Here is a 22,282-nt window from a genome sequence, read left to right on the forward strand (position 1 = left end):
GTTCAGGTTCCCGACTTAGCCGCTCGCTGGCGTTCGGCCTTTTTCGTCTTGATGTATGCATGAGCTTCCGCGAGGCGCTTCTCTAATGGATCGGCCGAATGCGGGTTGGGTTCGCGGCCTTCCTGCGCCCGAAACCGCTTTATGCGCGGCCACAGTGTCAGCGCTTCTTTTTCGCTCATCTGGATGCGCTGTGAAATCATCGCGTCTTGGATGGTCTTCAAGAGTGGGGTGTCAAAGGCACGCGAGGCTACGTCGAAGCCTTCCTTGAACGGGTTCACGCTGTCGATCAGGTCGATATCCAGTTCGCGCACGTTTACGAAACGCTTCACCATGTTCATCAGGGACAGGTTTTCCGACGGCTCAGCGTCGTACTCTTCGCCCTCTTCAGCAAACCCGCCTTCTTGCGATGCACGTTTCGCCATGCCGATTAGGTTCATCCGCGCTGCGAGGTCCTGACGCACAGATTCTGTTTCGTCATCGGACAGGTTTTCGTACGTCGTCTCGATGATATCCGTCAGCACCATCTGAGTGGCGACTTCCGGGGCGACATCATCCGCGACAACGCGTCGGTCCATAGCTTGGCAAGCCTTGGCCACGAGCTCGTTCATGTCGTTTTCGACAATCGCACGGGCGCGGGCCGTGGGCGGCTCCATCAAGCCCTTGATTCCGATATGTACGGTGCCGTCGTTCGTGGTCTCAACAGGCGCGCGGATATCCCCGTCTTCTCGGCGATAGAATTTGAAGTTGGGCGCCAGCACCTGTTCCATCAGCATCGCACCCGAAATTGCCTTGAGCATGTCGTTGACCGCGTCGGCGACGACTGTTGTTTCCACACCGGGCTCGGCGACAAGGTTGGTGAACTGGGCGTGGGGCTTGCCAGGTGCATCGCGGGTGGCCCGGCCGATGATCTGGACGATTTCCGTAAGCGAATTGCGATAGCCGATGGTCAGCGCATGTTCGCACCACGGCCAGTCAAACCCTTCTTTGGCCATGCCGAGGGCGATGATGATATCTACCTTGGCCCGATCCGCCGCGTCGTCCCGCTTGCCATCGGGGCCCTTCGCCTCTGCCTGCAACGCGGCCTTGATGCTGTCGCGCCCGTCGCCGTCATCCACGAGGTCGGCGATCTTCAGAACCTTGCCGTCCGAGGCGCGTTTCACCAGATCGAACCCGGATTCCGGATCGCGGCCGACGTGTTCACCAATCGCGCCCATGATTAGCCCGACCTCGTCGTGCTTTTCGCCGAACGCCTCAGCAGACCCGCGATGCGGGATGTGGATTATGGTTTTCCGGTCGGTGTCGAGGACATCAGGGATCGCCGAGATATATCGCCCCCGGTAGAACGAATAGGAAATCCCCAGCGACTTCAGGTGCTCGTATCCCTCAAGCTGCTCATAGTAGCTGTAGGTGATGGACTTGAACCGCGCCTCATCCTCAGGGCGCAGGACCGGCACGCTGTCGCCCCGGAAATAGGACCCGGTCATCGCCATCATGTGCGCTTTCTCGCGGGCCAGCAACTTGCGGAGGATCTCGCCCAGGCGGTTGTCATCCGCCGCTGCAACGTGATGGAACTCATCGACCGCGATCAGGAAATCGTCGAACGCCTCCACGCCGCGCGCCTTCTCGATCGCGTCGAAGGCAAAGCGGAACGTCGCATGGGTGCAGACGATCACACGGGCGTCGCTGTCCATGAAGGCTTCAAACGCCTTCACTTTCTGGGACTTCGCCATGCCATCTTCGCCAGACAAACAAAGGTTCCATTGCGGCTCCACGTCCCAATCGGCCCAGAAACCGTGCGAGGTCAGGTCGGTCGAGCGGAAGGAACTGCCGATAGAGGTTTCGGGCACCGCCACGACCACTTTCTTCATGCCCTGGTTTTCCAGCTTGTCGAGCGCCAGGAACATCAAGGCGCGGGACTTGCCCGCCGCCGGGGGAGCCTTCAACAGCAGGAACTGTGCGGCACGCGCCTCATAGACGCGGGCCTGCATCGGGCGCTGGCCGAGGCTGTTCGTCTTGGAGTCCGCGCCGGAATGGCCATAGGTCATACGCACAAGATCAACCATTACTCTTCACCATTCTTTTGGGGGCCTCATCCTTCTTCAGCTTTTCGATCCGGGCGGCGTAGAGCTTGAACAGCCGCTCAAGCCGCTCGGTATCGTTGCGAAACGGACGCCCGATATACATCGTCTCGAGCAATTCGTCATTCCGGCGGTGAACTTCGCGCAGGTCGTCCGGCATGTCGTCTGGGTCGTACAGCTGCGCGATAGTCTTGGGGTGGTGCATGTATCGGGTCTTGAGGATCGCGCGTGCGGACGTGTTCAGCGCTTCCAGCTGATCCTCGGTGAAACGCGGTATTGGGAAAACGTGCCAGCACAAAGTGCTACTGTAGCGGAAATCATTCTTCATACGCCCGCTGACGGTACTCACCCAACACCATTGAAGCTTAGATGCCAAGATCGCAAAACACCAATCAGGAGGGTCAAAGATGATCTGACAATCTGCCGAGGCAACAACATCACTGCCGACCAACTCAACTGGTAGATAAGGTCTGCGAGAAGAAGATGTTCGCGGCATTAATATCGCTGATTTCTTCGGCACGCCTTTGCCCGTTATTTGACCAAACCGATGGGGCACAGCGGCTGCGTCTCGAGTTACTTGTGCATCGCTTTCGGACCTAAACTTGGCTACCGCATCTAGTCGTTTCGCCAAGGGAGGAAAGCTTCGCACATCGTCCAGTTCATTGGTCTCCGCCCACAGGCAATAACGGACCAATCCTTGAGCTACTTCCCTGGCACCCATGTAACGGCGGATAAATGGCGCTGCTTCAGGATGCTCCGAAACAAGCTGGTTTCTTTCTGTTTCCGAGAAAATCAAATTACCTTCGTCACGCGCTATGCTGCCAACATCCATTTTAGGAAGCGGGAAAATTGGCCGACCTTTCTGTGCAACCGTTACGTCGGGTGCATCGAGAAGATAGCCATTGATGTTGTTGGCATCCTTCCGAAGTTCGCCATCAAAGATGACAGACTGTCCGGTTCTTGATGATGAGATGCCGACTACCACGCATGAAACCGCCGCATTCTTTGCAGCATTGTTGGCCCACATGAAAGGTCGATGGGCGAAATGAATTCTGATCCCCTCACGCAAGACCTCGGGCCATAGAATATTGACCGTCACTCCTTGAGCAATCGAATTGGTCGAAACCAATGCGCCCGCTCCAGCGCGGCCGCGAATATAGTCAGCGGCCTTGATGAACCAACAGATCACCAAATCGAGGCGTTCAAAACTCTTCAGCCGGTCAGCCAACAGGAAGCGCATGTCTTCTGATTGCGCTGGCGTCCTCGAGTTGAAACCGACAAACGGCGGATTCCCCGCAATAAAGACCTCTTCATCCTCTCTCGGTGGCGGACAAACCGCCTCCCAATCCAATCGCAGTGCATTGTCGCAAACAATGTTCCCGCCATCTCGCAGGGGCAGTGCCGGCGCTGTATTCCCGAACATCTCACCGAACCGCGCATTGGCCTGATACTCGGCAATGAAAAGCGCCAGCTTGGCCGTCTCCGCCGCAAAATCCGTGATCTCGATGCCGTAGAAATTCGCCAGCCGCACGCCAGAGAACATCTGCGCCGACCCCCCGCCATCCAGCCGCGCCAGACGCTCCAGCACGCGCATCTCGCGCGCTCGAAGCTCCCGATAGGCGACGACAAGGAAGTTGCCCGATCCGCAGGCCGGGTCGAACACCCGGATCCCCTCGATCCGTTTGAGAACGCGCGCCAGCCCCTTGCGGCTATCGCCGGCTTTTTCGATCTGCTCATCCAGATCATCAAGGAACAGTGGTCCCAGCACCTTCAGGATGTTCGGCACGGAGGTGTAGTGCATCCCCAGTTCGGACCGTTTGTCCGGATCGGCGACCGACTGGATCATGGATCCGAAGATGTCCGGGTTGATCTCTTGCCAATCGAGCTGGCAGGCATCCTGAAGGTAGCGATAGGCGCCGCGGTCGAATTTGGGCACATCCAGAGCATCGGCGAAAAGCCCGCCGTTCACGTAGGGAAAGGCGTCGGCCCATGCCGGCAGGTCCTGACGCTGGCCCTTGGGGAGGTTCATCGCGGCGAAGGCCGACGCGATGCAGGACTGCGCCTCTTCCCCTTTGTCGCCCGCATGGGTGAAGATCAGGCGCGAGAACAGGTTGTTTTCGAAGATGCCCACGTCTTCCGCGAACATGCAGAAGATCAGCCGAGTCATCAGTTGGTTCAGGTCATGCCGCCGTTCCTGTGTCTTCCAGTCCGGGTTCTTCTTGAGAAGCGCATCATAGAGCTTGGCCAGTCGCCCGGCCGCTTTGACGTCGACCTCGTTCTCCTCCGCTGCCTTGTAGCGCGACATGCCAGCAGCTGGCAGGAAGAACCCGAAGTGGTGATGCAGGTCGGCGAACTTGATGTGCAAGCTGTCGCCCGAAGCGACATGTTCGGCGGACAGGTCCGCGCCGTCGGTTGCCAGAAGGATCGCCGGTTTGTGGGTGGTGGTCTTCTTGTCCGACCGGATCATCGACAGGCCCTGGTCCACCGCGCCCGGGTCGGTCACCATGGCATAGAACTTGCGGTTCATCAGGACCGCGCCGGACACCTTCGACTTGTTGATTGTCCCACTGCGGAGCTTTGAAACCGTGGCTTGCGGACTGCCCATGGCGGCGGCGAACGCAAACGCGAACTCGCTGCCGTCAAACGGGCGAGTGGCGATTTCTTCCAAGGCGTCTGCGATTTCTGTCGGGTTCATTTAGGGTCCGTCGGTAAACTCATACGAATGCTATAGAAATTTTGGGGCGATGACGATAGCGACCGACGCCTTTGACAGCCCAATTCGGCTATCGCCAATGAAAAAACGTGCGTTGATAATACGCAGCCATTTGAGCCAATCGGAAATCACTGGCGATTTTGGTCCAGTGCAGCATTGTGCGGCAACCATCGACAATGTCGCAAATGAATGATCGGCACCCCGGCCCTGAGGCTAAGCTGAAGAAAGTGACATCTTTAATCGGCCGGACATGACATCAATCACCACAGCCCCTTCAACTGCCGATGCCCACAAGAACGGTGTGCTCTTCGTATTTGCGGCGGGTGTGCTGTGGTCGACGGTCGGCCTCGGTATTCGCCTGATCGAAGACGCCGTCGTGTGGCAGATACTGCTCTATCGGTCGATCAGCCTGTCGCTGTTTCTCTACGTGCTTATCCGCGTGCGGTCTGGCGAAAGCCCCTTTGCGCAGATCCGCCGCACAGGCTTTCCGGCTGTTGTCGCAGGGCTGTCGCTCGTCGCGGCCTATTCGGGCGGGGTCTATGCGATCCAGAACACTTCGGTCGCAAATGCCATGCTTCTGTTTGCAACCGCACCATTTATGGCAGCAGTGCTTGGATGGATCGTGTTGCGGGAGCCCGTCCGCGCGGCAACCTGGATAGCGATCGCCGTCGCTATCGGCGGGATCGGGATCATGGTCGCGGACAAGTCCGGAGGCGTCGCCCTAAAGGGCAGCCTCGCCGCGCTTGGATCAGCCTTCGGTTTTGCTGTCTTCACCGTGGCGCTGCGATGGGGGCGCACAGGAGAAATGCTGCCAGCGGTGTTCCTGTCTGGCCTCTTCGCGATCGTCATTACTTCGGCCATATGCTTGGGCCTCGGGCTCTCCTTCGTGCTGAGCCCCAGTGATGGCGGCATTGCAATGGGCATGGGGATATTCCAGGTCGGCGCAGGGCTGATCCTCTACACACTGGGCTCGCGCAGCCTCCCCGCGGCAGAACTCGCCCTGTTGTCCTTAGCCGAAGTGCTACTCGGACCACTCTGGGTCTGGCTGTTTCTGGGGGAAACCGCGACTGCGAACACTCTGATCGGAGGTGCTGTTCTGCTCGCGGCCATTGTGGGCAATGCGCTTTCGGGCAAGCGAAGGAAACCACCGCCAATCACGGCTCCTTAGAACCGCAACCGGCCCATACCGGGCCTTCGGTTTTGCCATAGATTTCGCACATGCAGCGAACCATAGCGGATGGGGTGGATGGCTCCTGCACCCCCGGCGTCGCAATGCGCCATAGTGCAGTTGTTATCGACTGCTATGAAAGGAGCCACCCAATGCAGGTTACAACAGTCGGCCTAGATCTGGCCAAGAACATTTTTCAGGTGCACGGGATTACAGCGCACGGAACCGTTGTGTTCAACAAGTCGCTCAGGCGGGCACAGCTGTTGGACTTCTTCAAGAACCTTGAGCCGTGCCTTATTGGTATGGAAGCCTGTGGATCGAGCCACCACTGGGCGCGGCAGTTCCAGAAGCTTGGCCATGAAGTCCGTCTGATGCCAGCAATGTACGTGAAGGCCTATGTCAAACGCGGCAAGTCCGACGCAATTGATGCAGAGGCGATCTGTGAAGCGGTCACGCGCCCTACGATGCGTTTCGTGGCGGTCAAAACTGAGGAGCAGCAAGGCGTTTTGTTCCTTCACCGTGCCCGTGACATGGTTGTGCGGCAACGAACCCAGCTCAGCAACATGCTGCGTGGCCTGCTTGGTGAGTTCGGCATCGTGATTGCTCAAGGTATCGGCAGGGCCGTGAAGTTTGCAATGGCGGTACTGGACGGAGATCGTCCGAGCATTCCTGAAGTCGCCATTGAGGTCCTGACAAACCTATGCAACCAGATGGTCGCTCTGCATTTGCGTATCCTTTGGTACGATAAACGCATCCTGCTTGAGGGGCGGCGAGACCCCAAGGTTATGCTGCTGAGAACCATTCCCGGTGTAGGCCCGGTCACTGCCTCGGCGATCGTTGCGACCGCTGGTGACGGGCACCAGTTCCGCAATGGACGAGAGTTCGCTGCCTGGCTAGGGCTGACGCCCATCAACCGATCCAGCGGCGGCAAAGAACGCCTCGGGCGCATCTCCAAGATGGGAGATCGATACCTCAGGCGACTTCTGGTCACTGGCATGACCGCTCGACTGAACCAGATGAAGGTCAATCCTGACCGCGTCGACCCGTAGACGATGTCGTTGCGAGAACGAAAATCTCCGCGCGTTGCCACCGTCGCCATGGCCAACAAAACGGCCCGCATCATCTGGGCGGTCTTGACCCGCAACGAAAGGTATCAGCCTCACACAGCATAAACGCCAACCAAAGAACACCAGAGACGCAAGACCATTGAGATGATGGAGCAATGTCAGCCCGCCAACCAAGACACCCCGTCGAATGTCAGGGACACATCGTTGTCCGCGAAGCGGTTTGGGACTCGGTCAGCGGAAACCATCAGGGCCAGCAGCCGTGTGCGCTGCGAAAACAGGCCGGACACACGACAGCATCTGACAGACGCTCATATCAGCTCAAAAAATGTCTTGCTATGCAGGAGCCATCCACACAGGTCATTGAAAAGCTTTGCGGAGCATTTCGGCATCATCTAATCAATTGCGATCTGTCGAAGACCTTGCCAGTTTAGTTTCAAAGCAAATAGAGACAGGTGATTGATGCGCATGCACGTCGAGTATCGTTTTCACCCAGTAGGCCAGGGACTATTCTCCGCAGGGCGACTTACCCTTGGCTCGCCCTTCCGACACTCTTCTAAGCCAGATTTTCAATGGGTCTATGATTGCGGCACATCCTCGTCGCAGCGGCTCGTAAGGAACGCTCTTCGTAGGTTCCAGAGGCGTGCAAATGGACGCCGGCTAGATCTTGTTGTGATTTCTCATTTTGATGCAGACCACATCAGTGGAATGGTGCAGCTGCTCAATGATGTTGGCACGCACACCCTTATGCTGCCTTGGGCACCGCTTTGGCATCGGCTTGTCATCGGATACGCACAGGGGCTCGATCCCAGCGATCCTGAATTTGCGTTCTATACAGACCCGGCTCAGTACTTAGTCGATCAAGCCGGTGATGGGTTCCAGCAAATAGTCTTTGTGCCGTTTTCGGATGGTGACGGACCAGCTGATCCTGACGGAGACGGTGAGCCTGACTTCGACCCTGATGGCGATCTGCCGTTGAAGATCGAAGCCGAAGCAGAGGTCCGCCTGGAGATAGACGACCAAGATGGGATGGCCGAATGGATGTTATATCTTTCCGGCGCACGGCATCGTTGCCAGATGCTGATGATGTATCCGGGTAGCACGGCGTTCATCCCAAGAATTTGGGAATTCGTGCCCTACAATGACCCAACGAGCAGGCCAAAGAACGAGGCAAGGTTTGTCGAGCGTGTGAATGATTTGCGCGATGCCCTTCTAAACAGCTCCGATCATGATCGTGAGGACGCGCTGCGCGATCTGAAGAAACATTATGTGCGGATATTCCCGAAGTCTCAGCTCAACGATCTTAGCCTATTCCTATATGGAGGTCCCATCGGCCATTGGCGAGCCGACTGGCCGTGGTACGAGGAGCAATTTGACGGCTCTGCTATTTATACAGGTGATGGCAATCTAAGTACGGACCGTCAATGGCAATCGTTGGCCGAATATTTCGGGCAGAAAAGGTCTTTCCAGCCGACAGTGTTTCAAGTGCCCCACCACGGCTCCAAGAACAATTGGTTCACCGGTCTTGCATCCATGATCGAACCTCGGCTGAGTATCTTTAGCTCAGATCCCGGGCATCGCGGTTTCGGACATCCGCATGCAGATGTCTTGCGTGATCTCTGGCCATTTCGACCTGTGCAAGTCGATAAAGTGCAGAGGTTTTGGGCCCATTTTGAACTCCAGCGAAAATAAGACTATGCAAACTATGCGCCAATCGATCTTTTAGAGTTCAGGATGGTAAGTCTCGATCAGATTTCTAGTGAGCTGTTCACCGCGCTTTGAGATCAGTTCCAAATCTTCCTGCGTCATCGGATCGAAATCGGTTGGATAATCAAAAGTCTTGTCGCGCGCCACTAGATCAGGGGGCGGACATGGCAGTGCGGCATCGTTCTGCCCAAGGTACGGTAAGAGAAAGCCCTTGATCTCACCGCTTGCCTTAAGACGGTGTAGAAGATCGAACGTCATTGAATGAGTTCGACGATGAATTGTGTTGACCGTATCAATCATTCGAGAAGGCCAGAAATATGGTAGAGAGGAACCATCGGGAATGCCCTGACCTGCAACGCACGCAATAATGAAGTCAGTCTCGGTCACATTTGTACTAAAACTGCTATCGCGCTTGGGGATAAGGCAACTCGTCCCGAGGTTATCATAGACACCGCCATCACTGACGATTGTTCGATGCGTGGCAGTCTCACCGCGCTTTATGTAACGCTGCTGTTCGTCCAAAGCGGGAAGGATGGCTGGAAACGATGCGCTGGCGGCAACAGCTTTTGCGACTAACGTGTCTTCGGCAAGCGTTCCAAATCTCCAGCATCCAGATTCCATCGAGCCATAGCGAAATGCCGATTGGGTTCGGAGCTCTGACGCGTTGATAATGATTTGAAGTTTCTTGCGTTTGATCCCCTTGAGGAGGGTTCCTTTGAAATACTCATCATCGAGAAATCGTGCAAAGGCTGTCGTTCTGCTCGCAAATCTGGGAAGCGGTGCTAGAAGACGTAGCTTCAACGAAGCTAGGCTCGGATGCTTGATACCGACAAGCCCAAGTGCAGAAATTAGCAGCCTTGCTGATGAGCATAGCGCTGCCAGAACTCCTGATGTGAAGATCGTTCCAACGATCTTCGGCGCTTCACCTGAAAAGATGGTGTATCGGATGATCCCCTTTTTCAGTCCTTTGCGCAGAAGCTTTTGCATGCGTTGATCAAACTCTTCGAAACTATCGTCCGAGTATGCCCAAAGCGCGCCGATCACACTTCCGCCCGATACAGTGGAAAGCGTTCGGACCTGATCGAGAATGCCGCGATCATTCAAGGCCCTCATACATCCAAGATGAAATGCTGCCGCTCGCGAGCCACCGCCTGATAGCGCAAGTCCGAATTTGAAAGACTTGCTACTCATCGACACTCTCCCTAGCGGCAAGGGTAACAACTTGAAATTCATTGCGCCTGAACAGATGAAAGCGCCAGGTCGGGCGCGTGGCTGCATGACCAACAATAAGCATCACAACGTGGCGCGGCGTCTTTTCCTGCAGATGGAGTATCTGCGCCATGGCGCGAAGATCGACCATGCTTGGCCTTGGCATGGAAACAGGATGGGTATGCCAGACACCAACGAACTTCGTTGAGTTGCCGCTTTCTTTTGCGTGGAACGCGCAGAGCGCGTGCGTGCCTTCGATGCCGCATTCAAACAGCTCGGGAGACTTCTTGCTGTCTGGCGGCGGTCCTGTCGCCACATCAATCGAGATTATTCCGAGTGCATCATCAATTTCGCCAAGGAGGATACCCCCAGTTTCATCCTTAGCGCTGCCCGTGCGGGCATTCGACTTGATCTCACTGTCTATTGCTGATTGCGCGCGATGAGAGAGATGGACGCGGTATCCATGATGGGCCTCGACGTGGATACTGGGCTGACAAAGCGAGACAACATGCGAGGACCTTGAGCCGTCATCATGTGAGGCGCTGACAAAAAAAGCCGTAGCCTGTGAGTCACCACCCTTCCTCAAGGCCGATGCTGCAAAGTTGAAGAAGGAGGATGCGAAAAAGGCGATATCCGCAGCTGATCCCACGAAGGTAGGCTCGGAGCAACCTGGTTCGGGCTGGAACCCGCGCTCGTGCTGATCGGCCGGCCAAAACGCTTCGGCGAAATCTGCCAAAGCGGTATCAGACATTGCGGCGACTTTGGTGCGGCGCAATAAGTCGGCAGGGCCACAGGCCGAACCCGGCATGTTCAAGGTGGCAATACCTTTTGATGCGTTTGCGCTGATGGCGCATCGTAGCATCGGCGGCACATCATTGTGCTTTGTCAGATCAAGCTGCAAGGCGGTGGCAACCCGTCTTGACGCCGTCGCATCAATGACAAGATCGAAGTCTTTTATATCGAGTGCCTCTGGCCAACCTTTTGTGAGATCAGCCTTGAGAAAATCGAAATCAGCCTTTGGATTAACTCTTTCTAACTCTCTAGTGAGAGCACTCTCCTTGGTGTAGCCAACCTGATAGTGCTTGAATTGCTGGCGAACTAGGATGCCAGCATTGACGGCTGAATAATCAACCAGGCGAATTTTTTCGGCTCCAGCGCGCGCCAGGTATTCACCGATATGAGAGCCGAGCGCGCCACAACCCAGCAGCGCAATCTTCTTGCCAAGAAACCAGCTGGCGTTGGTGCCCTGGTCACGACGATAGGTAACCTCGGGACGGTTATCGTAGACGCGGCACCATTCGGTCTTGGCCTCGGTTGCCCACTCAAGAACGACCTTCCAGGCTTCCAGCGTTGCCTCGGTATTCTCTTCCAGAATTATGTCCTGGAGAGCTTTGACATGCTCCGCATCCATCTTCCAGGCGCTGAGGTGCTGTCGTAAGGGCTCATCCGCCGCTCTTCGCCTCATGGGCGCCCCAAGAATAAAGTAGAGCGGTTCTTTATCAGGTTGGCACAGGGCAAATATTTTCAGGATTGAGAACAGCAAGTCGAAGGGAACGCCACGTTCTTCCAACGTCGTGATAAGTTTGCTGATTGTGTCAGGGTACTCCATCGGCATAGCCTGATTGAGCAGCACGACTGCGGCAAATTTTTCATCCTTCGGCAGCGAACTCGGCGTCTCGGACCATTCTGAAACATCAAAGCAATGGTCATTCCGTCTGGTAAGTTTTCCTGTCCCAAGCCAAAAGGATTTTCCATCTTCAATCTCTGGGGCATCGATCTCGACCGCGAGTTTGATGTCAGAGGAAGCGTATTCAACTGGCGGGTGAAGAGGGGCATCCTCCGGGTCAAGCTGATTGCGCGCCGCATCACGCAGCCAATCGTCCAGACGTTTGATCAGGCCAAACATTCCATCCTGCGATACCCATTCGACATCGGTTGCCTGGTACAAACAGAGGTAGTCCCCCCACTGCACATGGGCGCGCCCCAAAAAGCGCTTATGCGCGAAGTAGACCCGAGGCGGTTCCACTGGAAAATGCGGCGACACGTGAATGTTCAGCGGCTCGCGCCTTCTATAGTCAAAGCCGCCATCTTCATAAGTGTATCCGCGCGTATCGATGGACACGCGAATAACAAGAGAAAGGCCTTCGCTGGCAGGTGGTTTTACGTCAACGATTTCAATCGTATCATCGCTAGCTGCTGCGATGTCTTGGAGCTGGTCGAGTGCAAGTTGTTGCCCCCTCGTCGTGAAATCAGCCATACCCGACCTGTTCCGAGGGCGGGCTGTCTGATCCGCGCGCATCATCAACCGCGTCGGCAAGTTTACTTGCAGCGGCCGCTTGAGCAACTTCTGGAGCGTCTAGCGCGCCGTCGGAAACATCAAAGACAAGAGGCTCTCCGTCTTCTCCATCCTCGTGGGTGCAGAGGAAGCCTCCATCAGCGACTTCTTCGTAGCGTTTCTTCGCTTTTGCGTGCGGTGGATTATCGCCAGATGCATTCTGTGAGGGAACTTTTTCGCTGCTGGCGATGATCACGCCGCCATCAACCTGATACTCGGCCAGATCATCAAGAATATCCTGCTTGAGAACTTCTTTGTCGCCTTCTTTCTGGTACATGGCCGACTTGCTGCAGTGATGCGGTGCAAGGAACACTTTCCAGGCCAGGTATTCCTCGTTGCCTGCCTTCTTCGTCGTGTCGATGATCTTGCGCAGACGCGGATAGGCAATATCGCCAAACAGGAGAACGCCCCCTTTGGAAGGGTCATCACCCAGTACAACCTGCATGCAAAGGCTTGTGTTGTTGCGGTCACCATCAGTTTCTTCCGCGAACGGTGCATGGATGAACGCGTTGAAGTCTCCCTCGTAATCGACGCCGTCAATTTCCGTTATCGAGTTGCCAGGAACAGTCAGTCGATCTTCGGGGAAGCCGACGAAGTCATCTTCTTTGAGAAGGGCATCGTATCCGATGAGCCTGACGCGATCACCTGCGCCAACGTCGCCGCCCGAGTTGATCGTTTCCTGAACGCGGCGCTCGGCTTCTTCTTTGAAGGCTACGGCATCATCGCACAAATCCTGATCGTTCTCGATAAAGACGCGTGGTGTAAACCAGATCTCGCCAATCGTGACGCGATCAAGCAAATCTTCAAAGCCCTGAATGTGATCTTTGTCAGGGTGTGTCAGTGCAAACGTCGAAAGGTATGGTTTTCCGTTCACTTTAGGAAGGTACTCAACGAGCTCGTCAACCAGGGCAGCGTGATCATCGTCTGCCTCGTCACCGCTATGAAGGTCTCGCAGGTCAACCTGCAGAACGATGCCATCCTGCACGACGATGGTTGTGCTGTCTCCCGTGCCGACGGGCCAGAACATGACTTGGGGTTTATCAAACACTGTATACCTCGTGATTGTCCATGAGCACGACCATTGGCCGATGCCACGGCTGATCTAAGTTTACCACCCATATTGGAATTGGGGCAACGCCGTACAAGATATGGTATCGAGATAAGAGTGGTTTTCTTGGCTATTTTCTCGGGCAATCGAAAAGTCTCAGGGTTGGTCGAGCTGAACGTCCAGGCTGAGTGCGGTTGATTTCGACATTCAAACAAACGGCTGCTTTCACGAGGACAGGAGGCTTTCGACTGGGGCGCAGCGAACTTCCGCTTCCCGCCCTCTATGGCCGTCAGACCATGCCCACCGCCCTACCGATGAATTGGCTTTTTGCCACCCTCCTCTTGCAGCATCACTTCCATGTCGCTCAAGCCATCGACTGCAGAGCGCATCTGCGCCTCATCATCCACCCCCACTGTCTCGGCATCCGCAGGCTGTCCCCCAAAATCCATCTCCATCTGGCGTTGTTCCTCGGCGATAACGGCTTGAACGACAGGCGCGGTCTTTTTTGGGGTGAAGTCGGTTTGCCCTGACGTTTGACTACCAGCAGCCTGGCGTGCGACCTCTACAATGGCCTCATGTCCACCTGACCCATTCGAAGGCGGTGTCATTGGCATGGCGCGCATGCTCAGCGGCAGCGTGCCTTGCGGTCCCCCTCCCCCCGGCTCCGGAAACGGCAACTCCCCCGTCTGCGCCGCGTGGATCGCTTTGAACAGCCGGTCGTCAAAATACTGGATCCGCTTTGCCCGGACCGGCATTTGCGCGTCGATGACCATGACGATTTCGTCGAGCGGCAGGCGGCGCGCCTCGTCTTCGGGGAGCAGAGAGCTCTCTTCGGTCCGTGTGGATTGGCTTCGGCCCTCGAAGGGGTTTTTGCCGATGGATTGCGACCGCGTGACCACGGTTTTGGTGGTCTTCCCGACCGCCTTGCTCAGCTCCTCGACGGTCTTCTCATCCGAGGGCGTCAGGTAGAGCTTCACGCCGGCGTTGCCCTGCAGGGCGCGGCGTGTGTTCTCGCCATAGATTTCATCGAGGGCGGGGATGGTTTGGGTGACCACGGCCAGGTGGCCACGATAGGTGCGTAAGGTCTCGATGCTTTCGACCACGATGGGCATTTTGCCCAAGCGATTGAACTCGTCGAGCATGATCATCACGGGCCACGGCTCGTCTGGCCCGGGGTCCTTTTCTTGCATGGCGGAGAGGAGATCAGAAAAGAAGAGCCGGATCAGCGGCGCGAGGGGTTTCACCATTAGCGGCTGGACCACGAGATAAACCGAAAACGGCTTCTTGCGGATCGTGCGGAAATCAAAGTCCGAGACCGCTGTCGCCTCATCGATCGCCGGGTTCTGCCATTGATCCAGTCCCGAGGTCATCAGAAGCGAGACGTAAGAGGTCAGCGTGTCGTTGTTGGTCGACGCGAGCCGCGTGAAGATCAGCTTGGCCGCCCGGTTGTCGACCTCGTGGCCGCGCGCAAAATACTCCTTCTGCTTGTTCCCGCCCGAGGCGGCGATGCGGTAAATCTCGCCCAGGGTGGGACGCTTGCGCTGGAAGGCCAACAGGCCTGCCGCCACGAAGAGATCGATCCCGCCTTTGAGGAGGCCCTGCACCCGGTCATTGTCGCTTTGCAGGAAGAGCGTCGCCAGAAGCTGCAATTCCATCTGCTGGCGCGCAGGATCTTTCAGCTCGAAGATACGCAGAAGCGGGTTGTAGCGATGCGTGCGCTTGCCCTCCCAATCGGTGGGGGCAAAGCGATAGACCTTGTCGCCTTGGGCTGCTCGGTGCCGGGCCGTGGCCTCGAAGCATTCGCCCTTTACATCGAGCGTCACGGCGGAGCCTTGCCAGGTCAGCAGGTTCGGAATGACAAAGCCCGTGGTCTTGCCGCGACCCGTGGGGGCCACGATCAGCGCATGTGGGAAGACTTTCGAGCAGATGTATTTTGCGCGGGATTTTGGAGTACCGAGCTTGCCGAGAACGAACCCGGTCCCGGGTGCGCCGAAAAACCCGTTGGCCTTCATCTCGCGCGCAGTCTGCCAATGGGTCTGGCCAAAGCGTGTGAGCGCGGATCCCGACAGGGCGAGGCTCAGCATCATACCGGCGGCGGCGAAGCTGCCGATGATCAGGTGGATGAGCTGGGCATCTTCGGGGCGGCGATCGAGGATCGCCAGATAGTTCTGCGCGATATAAGCAAAGTCGATCTCGGCCCCGAAGCCCAGATCCTGGTAGGTCAGCACCGCCGAGGCGATGGTATAGCCCATGGCGGCGGTCACCAGCGTCACGAGAAGCACACCGGTGGCGATCCGCGCTTTTCCCATGGCGGCGCTCAATGGACCTGACCCCGCTCGGTCTCGCCATCCACGTCTGTCGCGCGGTGCCGTTCGTATTCGGTGTCGGCGAGTTCATCGACCACCTGGCGCAAGGCCTCCGTATTGGCCGTCGCGGCATCGGATTGCAGGTAGACCTTGGCGACATAAAGCCGGTCGAGGCGGTCCTCGAGAACCTTGTCCAGCGCATCGGCATCGCCGGATGTGAGCCGCTCAAGTTGGCGGTCATCCAGCACCCGCGCGATCTCCTCGCGGAATGCCTCACGATCGGCTTCCGCCTCAAAGGGCGTGGACAACTCCCCCGCCCGCTCGTGGTCCAGGACGCGCGCAATCTCGTCTGCAAGGCGGTCGGATCGGTCAAACTGCGGTGCAGTTTCATCCCCTGTCGCGAGGGTCTCCTCGCGCGTGCCAACCCCAATCCCATCGCGCAACTCGGTTTCGCGGCGGACCTGGTTGATGGCCTCCGTGTCGCGGATCTCGGCGACGGCCGCGTAGGTCGCGCCAAGCCCGCGGGCGAGGTGCGACGGCATGTCCGGATATCGCCTGCGCAAGTCATCCGCGACAGCATCTGCAACAGGCGTGCGGACATCGCGTGCCTCCATGATCCGGTCGACCTCGCGGATAATCTCGCTGGCGCGGGCCACATCGGTGATGGTCTCCCGGTAGGGCTCGGACCGGTCGATCACATCGTCCGGACGGGCGAGCAGGTCTGGATGTGCCTCGAGATACGCGCGCTGCTCCTCCTCGATCCGGCGCTCCGCCCGCGCGACAACCTCCCAGTCCCGGTCCTCGATCTGCCGCGCTGTCAGGCCCTCCGCGCGCATTTCCAGACTGATTGTCCCTTCCATCGCCCGGACCGCGTCCCGGTGATAATGGAACCGCTCGCTGACCGGTTCGGCTTCGACGACGCCATCCCGGCGCAGCACGTTTTCCCGTTCCAGAAGCGTGCCGAGTTCGACATGTACGTCATTCAGGATGTCACGCGCCTGTTCCAGATCGGCGCGGCGTTCGAGATTCAGACCGCGCGTCTCGGCCACCTTGGAGAGATCATCGGCGATCCATTGATGCTCGAGAGCCGCATTCGAGGCCCCGGTCTCGATCCGGGCCACCACTTCCGATGTGCTGATCCCGGTTCCGCGCAGGGCGGTGTCTATGCGCGACCGCAAGTCCGTCTCGGCCAGACGGTCCAGCTGACTGGTGTCGATGTTCGCCTCTGAGTAGACCCCGCCCGCCGACGGCACCTCAGACAGTGTGCTCGAACGTAATCCGAGCGGCTGCATGTGCTGGACCTGCGTCTGGATCTCGATGAGGCGTTTTTCCAGCACGGGACGTTCCGCGTCAGGCTTTTCGGCGATCATGCCCTGCACCCGCGCGAGCTTCTCCGCATAGAGGCTTCTCAGATCCTCGAAACTTTGATCCTCGGCCATATAAACATCTCCTGTTCGGTCCACCTGCCCGCCGCGCGCCAGCACCTCGCCCGCGCGGAAGAGTGCCGCCGCAATATCCTCGCGGGCTTCTCGCGAAGCTTCCGTGGCGAGCGAGTGGTAGACAGTTCTGGTGTTGGCGATCTCCGCCAACGTCCGCGTCAGGTCGGTGCCCACGCGTTCACGCTCGCGAGGTGCGCGCCCCTCTTCTTTCGCCGCATAGACCTCGCTGGTCCGGGCGGGGTAATGTACAACCCCGCGATCCACCCGGCGCGTGGCCTCCAGGCGCACGCCATACTTTTCGGCCTCCTCGACCATGGCGAGGCGGAAATCGTCATAGTTGAAGCGGTGGTTGCGCCCCAGAAAGAAGAACTCGCCTTCCTGCGAGCGGCGGTTCAGCACCAGATGCGCATGCGGGTGATCGCGGTCTTCATGCACCGCGATGATGTAGTCGAAATGCCCCTCATCGGTCTGGAAGAACCGCTCGGCCACATCCGTCGCGATGTCACGCACATCCTCGCCCCGCGTGCCGATGGGGAAGGACATGAGCATGTGGGTGGTCTGCCCGAGCTTGGGTTTGAAGCCCGCATCCCACCGCTTGGCAAAGCGCTCGGTCAGGTCCTTGATGTCCTTCGCTTCGAGCTTCGCCTTGCCATCCAGGAACCCACTACTGTCCACGATATGGGTGGACTTTGTGGTCAGATAATCAAGCTGGTTTGCGAGCTGCGATTTGGTATGCGTGCCGCCGCCCCGGATCGCCTTGAAGACCGCCGGCCGGTGCCCTGCTGCCGCGCGCACAAGCTGGGACTGCTTGGCGACATGCAGCCCCTGTATTGAGCCCCGGATGCGACTCCAGCCATCCCGGAAGACCTCGCCCGTGACGGCATCGACGGCATCATTCAGCCGCATGGGCAAACTCCCTCAAGGCGGCCGTGGCCTCGAGCTTCATGACGTCCCGACGGCGGCGCAGCAGCAGGTCGATCTCGTCAGCGGAATCCAGAATGAACCGGGCCAGCCCGCGCATCTGCGCGAGGCGCAGTCCCGAAAACTCGGCACTCGTGCCGCCCACGGCCCCCTGCACCATCTGGTTGGCCTTCGTCATCTGCTTGGCGATCTGCACGACACCATTGCCGACCTCATGCAGCGATGCGCGGTAGCGCGCCATCTCTGCTGCCGTCTGCTCGTCCGGAACGAATACCCCGCCTGCCGCCTGGATCAGCCGCCGCAGCCCCTCGGCGCGGCTCTCGATCCCGGCCTTCGCCAGCACCTCGTCGAGCGCCTCAAGCTCCGCAGCCGTGACCTTCACACTGACTGCTGAGACCGGGATGGCGGCATCCGTCTGGCGCTCGGTATCAGCTTTGAGCGTGTACTGGATCGCCCGCGGCGACACGCCAAACCGCTCAGCAAGCACCGAAGTGGAAACGCCTTCCGCTGCCTCGCGAACGATCTCCATGCGGTCCGCATCGGTGAGACGTTTTGAGCGCGACATGCGAAGAAAGACCCCCTATTTCCTGCCACCTTCCACCAAGGCTGCCCCTACCTTACGATAATATACCTAACTGTCAAATATATACTAACGTTGCATTCAGCCCCAGGCAGCCTTGGTGTCCGCTTCACGCCGAGCACCAAAGGTGCGAGGCCCTGCCTCCCTCGCCATCAAGAACCCCACCTGTCCAATGGGTCCCTTCCCCAGCACCGCCCGAGGGTCTGGCCGAACGCCAAGTGTTCGGACGGAACCGCGGGCGGGCGCAAACCCCACCGACAGGGCGGACAGGCAGGGTCAAGGAGGGCCAGATTTGGCTTGCCAAATCTCTGCCGCAAAAACCGGGAGGCCCTGGCCGATGGGTTTTTGTGGATGGCCCCCTTGAGGCTGACTGGCCGGTCTGTCGCGGCCTGACCCTTCCGGTCGGCGATCATCCTTTGATCGCGCAGCGACCGGAAGCACGGCGGGGTCGCTTGCGGCGATCACCGCAGCCAGTGGCGGCATCCCTGGAACAGGGATCGGGCCGCCTGATGGCGGCCCATCCTCGTCAGAGGATTCAGTCCTGAGGGTCCTTTGCGCTCGGCGGGAACATCACCAGCTCCGAGACCGCGACCGGAAAGTCGAGCTTGAGGCTAAAGAACTCCGTGCCGTCCCCGTTGCGGGTGTTGCGGAACATGGCGCCCACCCGTTGGAAGCGGGTGCGCTCCTGGCCATCGGTATCGGTGAACTTGACGGGGACGGTGGCGACATAGTGGTTGGTCATTTGGGTTACTCCTTGTTGCGATGGGGATCTGCCAGCACGGGGGCAAAAGGCCCGGTCGCAAGCGCAAATGCGGAGGGTCCGCGGCCCCGCCGTGGAAGCCGTATTTGTGCTTGCCGAAGCGTAAGCTGAGGGCACGATTGGGCCGACCCCGTGCGATCCACATCTATGAGCAAGAAGGAGTGATTCGAATTTGTGCCAGCACTTAGAAGCCGCCATCGAACCCGTCGATCGTGACCGAAGATGGCCCGGTTCGTTCTGATCCAATGCATCTGGATAACGATCCGTCACGCTCACGATGTGGCGGGTCAGCGTTCCGTCGCAAGGGAAGATCCGTTGTCTGTGTCGGATGGGCGCGTCTGCTATCGGCACCAGGGTTGAGGGCGTGGGGGACAGCTCGTGCGTCCACATCGGTACGGCACGGCCAGACCTTCAGCAATGAGCGTGCTGCCGACGTCCTGACCGTCAACGAACAACGAGCCGCAGAACCGCCCAAAATTGCACTGATCCGTACCCTCTGTCCCGGGCCGGCAGGAACAGGCCACGCGCTCAAATTCAATTGATGTCGCACCCCGCACTAATTGACCTAGACGCGCAGTCGCGCGCTCCCCGACCTCGCGCTCTGCAGTGCAGGCGGGTCTCCATGTCTCAGGCGCATTAAATCCAACGAGACGCACGTTCGCTGTCAGGCCTCGAACATCGATCGTATCACCGTCAATGATCCGCACATCGCTGACGCGAAGCGACCGGTCCTGTGAGGCGGGTCGCTCTGCTGGCGGCGCGACCGGTGACAGGAAACTGGTCGCCATCCAGCCCCTACCAAAGTTGGATCGTATTTGTGTCCACTGCCCTTCTTCGCGCAGCTTTTCGACGCGGGTCCCCTCGCTCAAGACACCCATCACGGCATTCGAAGTAGACGGTCCAGCACGTTGATTGACACGCGTCCCTGTCACATAGACGTAAGCGGCGTCGGCAGTTTGCAATGAGGGAACCGCTGACGGACTGTGGGGTGTGGATCGCGAGTTCGATGATACAAACAATGATCCAACCAATGCGAAAAAACCGACAACGATCACCAACGGCACCATGATTTGGCGTTGAGCCTTGCGCACGGCACGCCGAGGTGCATTGATCGCGCGGGTCACGGAGATCGGACGGGGTCTCGCCTGAACGGTTCTGGTACGGCGCTTTGGTGCTGGTTGAGAAGTCCTGTCGTCGGTCGCTGCCCTTGTCTGGGCCGGTTTTTCCCGTTCCAGTTTCAAGACTTTGTGCAGGCTCGCATACTGCGCTTTGCTCAGGCGCGTCTGAGTCCCATACCGCTGAAACCGCTCAGCCATGTTCGTGAGAAAAGACGCCTCCCAATCGTTTGCCTGCCCAGATCGCAAGCGCGCATCAATGCGTGATTGAATCTCTTTGGTGCGTTCCGGAGAAAAAGGCATCTAGGGAAAACCTGGGCGGGTGTTGATCGGTGCAACAAATGTCTTCTGCCGCACGGCCACATTAAGCTGTAATTGCATAGAGATACCATCCAGCCATTCCCGAAACCAGATTGGCCGGACTACGATCACCAAGCCTGTCGATGCCCATTGTTGGAGTTAACTGCGACACTGCCGATGTTCACGCACTTCTGGGAAAACGGTGAAAAGGCCGCGCCAAGCGCGACCCTCTCTCTTCAATCCTGCGACCCCTTCTTCGCCGGGTCCGCAACCCGCATGACCGTCAGGCCCTTCGCTTCCGCCTTCTGCCCGAGGTTCAGCGCGACCCCGTTGCCACCGAAGAGCACAACCCCCGTCGCCGCGAACTTGTCGTCCAGCATCTCATCGTTGCACTTGAACGGTGCCGCCCGCCCGTGTGCGGACCAGCGCGGATCAAAGCGCGCCTGCGCTATCCCGCGTGCCCGGGCCCACCGGGCGGCGATCATCTCGGCTCCGTGTTTGCCACCTTTGTGGCAGAGGAAGATCTCCTGGTTGCGGTTCTGCTTGATCCGTTCGCGAACCTTGTCGAGCGTGTTGAAGATCACATCGACATCTGTCCAGTCGGTGGCACCTGAGACGATCAGGGGCACCCCCTCGACTTTCGACTTCTCGGCAGTCTCGCGGTCGTGCTGCTCCAGGAGCTGCCGTGCCTCGAAGACAGCGCCTGTCTCCTGCGCCCGGACGCTTGCGCGCGACCCGGCTGCCGGGATGAAGGCGTGGCCCGTCTCGATCTCGTAGCATTCCGCCGCAGCCTCGCTCATCACCTCGATGGCGCTGACAATTTCGCGCAGCTGCAGAAAGCGAGCCTGCGCCTCTTCGAGCGCGGTCTCGGCGATCTCCGATCCGTCGTGGGATTTTGCCAGTGCGCCGATCTTGTCGGCGGTGCGGTCGACCTCCTTTCCAAGTGCCACCTTGCGGCGCTGGAGGATCGTTGCGAGCCCATGGGCCAGCGGTTCGATTTCTGCTTCAAGGCCGGTCCCGCGCAGCGGACCGAGCAGAGCCTCGAAGCTTTCGCGGATGATGTGGTCGGTCAGGACGTGATCTTCCGGGATCGGGAGCTGTGCGTCCTTCTCGGTCAGTCCGAAAAGTTCGATGGTCTCGTAGGTGTTTGCAGTGTCGTAAGCCATGTCTGGTCTCCAGTATTCGGTTGTGGAGCCACCACGTGAGTGTGGGGGCATGGCCGAATGCCTGGTTTCCGAATCTGCCCGGGTCAGGGACGGCGCAGCCGCCGGCTTGCCGGGCGCAAAAGTTTTCCGAGCGCAGCACCCGACACACGCGCACCCTCACGCACGGGTTCACCCCAAGCCACCGGCCCCGCCCTCGCCGAAAAGTTTTGCGATCCTTGACGCGGGCTGATTTGGGGGCCATCCGGAGGATATGCTTCCGCACTCATGTGTGTGTGTTTTGACGGTAGGTTTGCCCGACCCGAGCAGGCAAACAGCCCGACCGGACGCGAAAGACGGATGGAGCGGCGGGATCGTTTTGGCCTCGGGCCAAAAC

General features: G+C 58.4%; 13 protein-coding genes and 2 pseudogenes. 4 read left to right on the forward strand and 11 right to left on the reverse strand.

The annotated features are described in order from the left end of the window. Positions 1-2: 2 nt before the first annotated feature. A complete protein-coding gene (locus ACERHN_RS20670) occupies positions 3-2,063 on the reverse strand; it encodes a DEAD/DEAH box helicase (RefSeq protein ID WP_415922817.1) in 2,061 nt (686 codons plus the stop codon). After that, positions 2,056-4,773 (reverse strand): DNA methyltransferase, encoded by a 2,718-nt coding sequence (locus tag ACERHN_RS20675; protein WP_415922818.1) that lies wholly within the window; start codon positions 4,771-4,773, stop codon positions 2,056-2,058. Before ACERHN_RS20675 ends, ACERHN_RS20670 begins: the two co-directional genes overlap by 8 nt. Positions 4,774-5,041: 268 nt before the next feature. On the opposite strand from ACERHN_RS20675, the gene ACERHN_RS20680 reads away from it, so the two are divergent. The 4 genes and pseudogenes from ACERHN_RS20680 to ACERHN_RS20695 all read left to right on the forward strand — a co-directional run bounded on the left by ACERHN_RS20680 (position 5,042) and on the right by ACERHN_RS20695 (position 8,715). Then, positions 5,042-5,959 (forward strand): DMT family transporter, encoded by a 918-nt coding sequence (locus tag ACERHN_RS20680; protein ID WP_415922819.1) that lies wholly within the window; start codon positions 5,042-5,044, stop codon positions 5,957-5,959. Between the two features lie 152 nt (positions 5,960-6,111). Next, positions 6,112-7,131 (forward strand): annotated as a pseudogene (locus ACERHN_RS20685) (IS110 family transposase). Between the two features lie 360 nt (positions 7,132-7,491). Next, a pseudogene (locus tag ACERHN_RS20690) lies at positions 7,492-7,704 on the forward strand (hypothetical protein); the annotation flags it as partial. Between the two features lie 27 nt (positions 7,705-7,731). Next, the gene (locus ACERHN_RS20695; RefSeq protein WP_415922881.1) at positions 7,732-8,715 is read left to right on the forward strand and encodes a hypothetical protein; all 984 of its coding nucleotides are present in this window, start codon (positions 7,732-7,734) and stop codon (positions 8,713-8,715) included. Between the two features lie 30 nt (positions 8,716-8,745). Here ACERHN_RS20695 and ACERHN_RS20700 read toward each other — a convergent pair whose 3' ends face one another. The 9 genes from ACERHN_RS20700 to ACERHN_RS20740 form a co-directional block, all read right to left on the reverse strand. Beyond that, entirely contained in the window at positions 8,746-9,921 is a 1,176-nt protein-coding gene (locus tag ACERHN_RS20700; RefSeq protein ID WP_415922820.1) for a patatin-like phospholipase family protein, read from the reverse strand. Further along, complete coding sequence (locus tag ACERHN_RS20705; RefSeq protein WP_415922821.1) at positions 9,914-12,196, reverse strand: ThiF family adenylyltransferase; 2,283 nt, start codon at positions 12,194-12,196, stop codon at positions 9,914-9,916. Before ACERHN_RS20705 ends, ACERHN_RS20700 begins: the two co-directional genes overlap by 8 nt. Next, positions 12,189-13,301 carry a hypothetical protein gene (locus tag ACERHN_RS20710; protein WP_415922822.1) on the reverse strand — a complete coding sequence of 371 codons (1,113 nt, stop codon included), beginning with the start codon at positions 13,299-13,301 and terminating at the stop codon, positions 12,189-12,191. Before ACERHN_RS20710 ends, ACERHN_RS20705 begins: the two co-directional genes overlap by 8 nt. A 329-nt stretch (positions 13,302-13,630) precedes the next feature. Further along, the gene (locus ACERHN_RS20715; RefSeq protein ID WP_415922880.1) at positions 13,631-15,631 is read right to left on the reverse strand and encodes a type IV secretory system conjugative DNA transfer family protein; all 2,001 of its coding nucleotides are present in this window, start codon (positions 15,629-15,631) and stop codon (positions 13,631-13,633) included. Between the two features lie 8 nt (positions 15,632-15,639). Continuing rightward, positions 15,640-17,973, reverse strand: coding sequence for a relaxase/mobilization nuclease domain-containing protein (locus tag ACERHN_RS20720; protein WP_415922823.1), 2,334 nt, complete (start codon positions 17,971-17,973; stop codon positions 15,640-15,642). Further along, the gene (locus tag ACERHN_RS20725; protein ID WP_415922824.1) at positions 17,960-18,553 is read right to left on the reverse strand and encodes a helix-turn-helix domain-containing protein; all 594 of its coding nucleotides are present in this window, start codon (positions 18,551-18,553) and stop codon (positions 17,960-17,962) included. The genes ACERHN_RS20720 and ACERHN_RS20725 overlap by 14 nt, the downstream gene beginning before the upstream one ends. Positions 18,554-19,103: 550 nt before the next feature. Next, a complete protein-coding gene (locus ACERHN_RS20730) occupies positions 19,104-19,310 on the reverse strand; it encodes a hypothetical protein (protein WP_090525678.1) in 207 nt (68 codons plus the stop codon). Between the two features lie 359 nt (positions 19,311-19,669). Next, positions 19,670-20,746, reverse strand: a complete 1,077-nt coding sequence (locus tag ACERHN_RS20735; RefSeq protein WP_415922825.1) for an SH3 domain-containing protein — start codon at positions 20,744-20,746, stop codon at positions 19,670-19,672. Between the two features lie 233 nt (positions 20,747-20,979). Further along, entirely contained in the window at positions 20,980-21,909 is a 930-nt protein-coding gene (locus ACERHN_RS20740) for a DUF2493 domain-containing protein (protein ID WP_415922826.1), read from the reverse strand. Positions 21,910-22,282 lie beyond the last annotated feature (373 nt).

The sequence above is a fragment of the Tateyamaria rhodophyticola genome, from assembly GCF_047777875.1.
Classification (GTDB): Bacteria; Pseudomonadota; Alphaproteobacteria; order Rhodobacterales; family Rhodobacteraceae; genus Tateyamaria.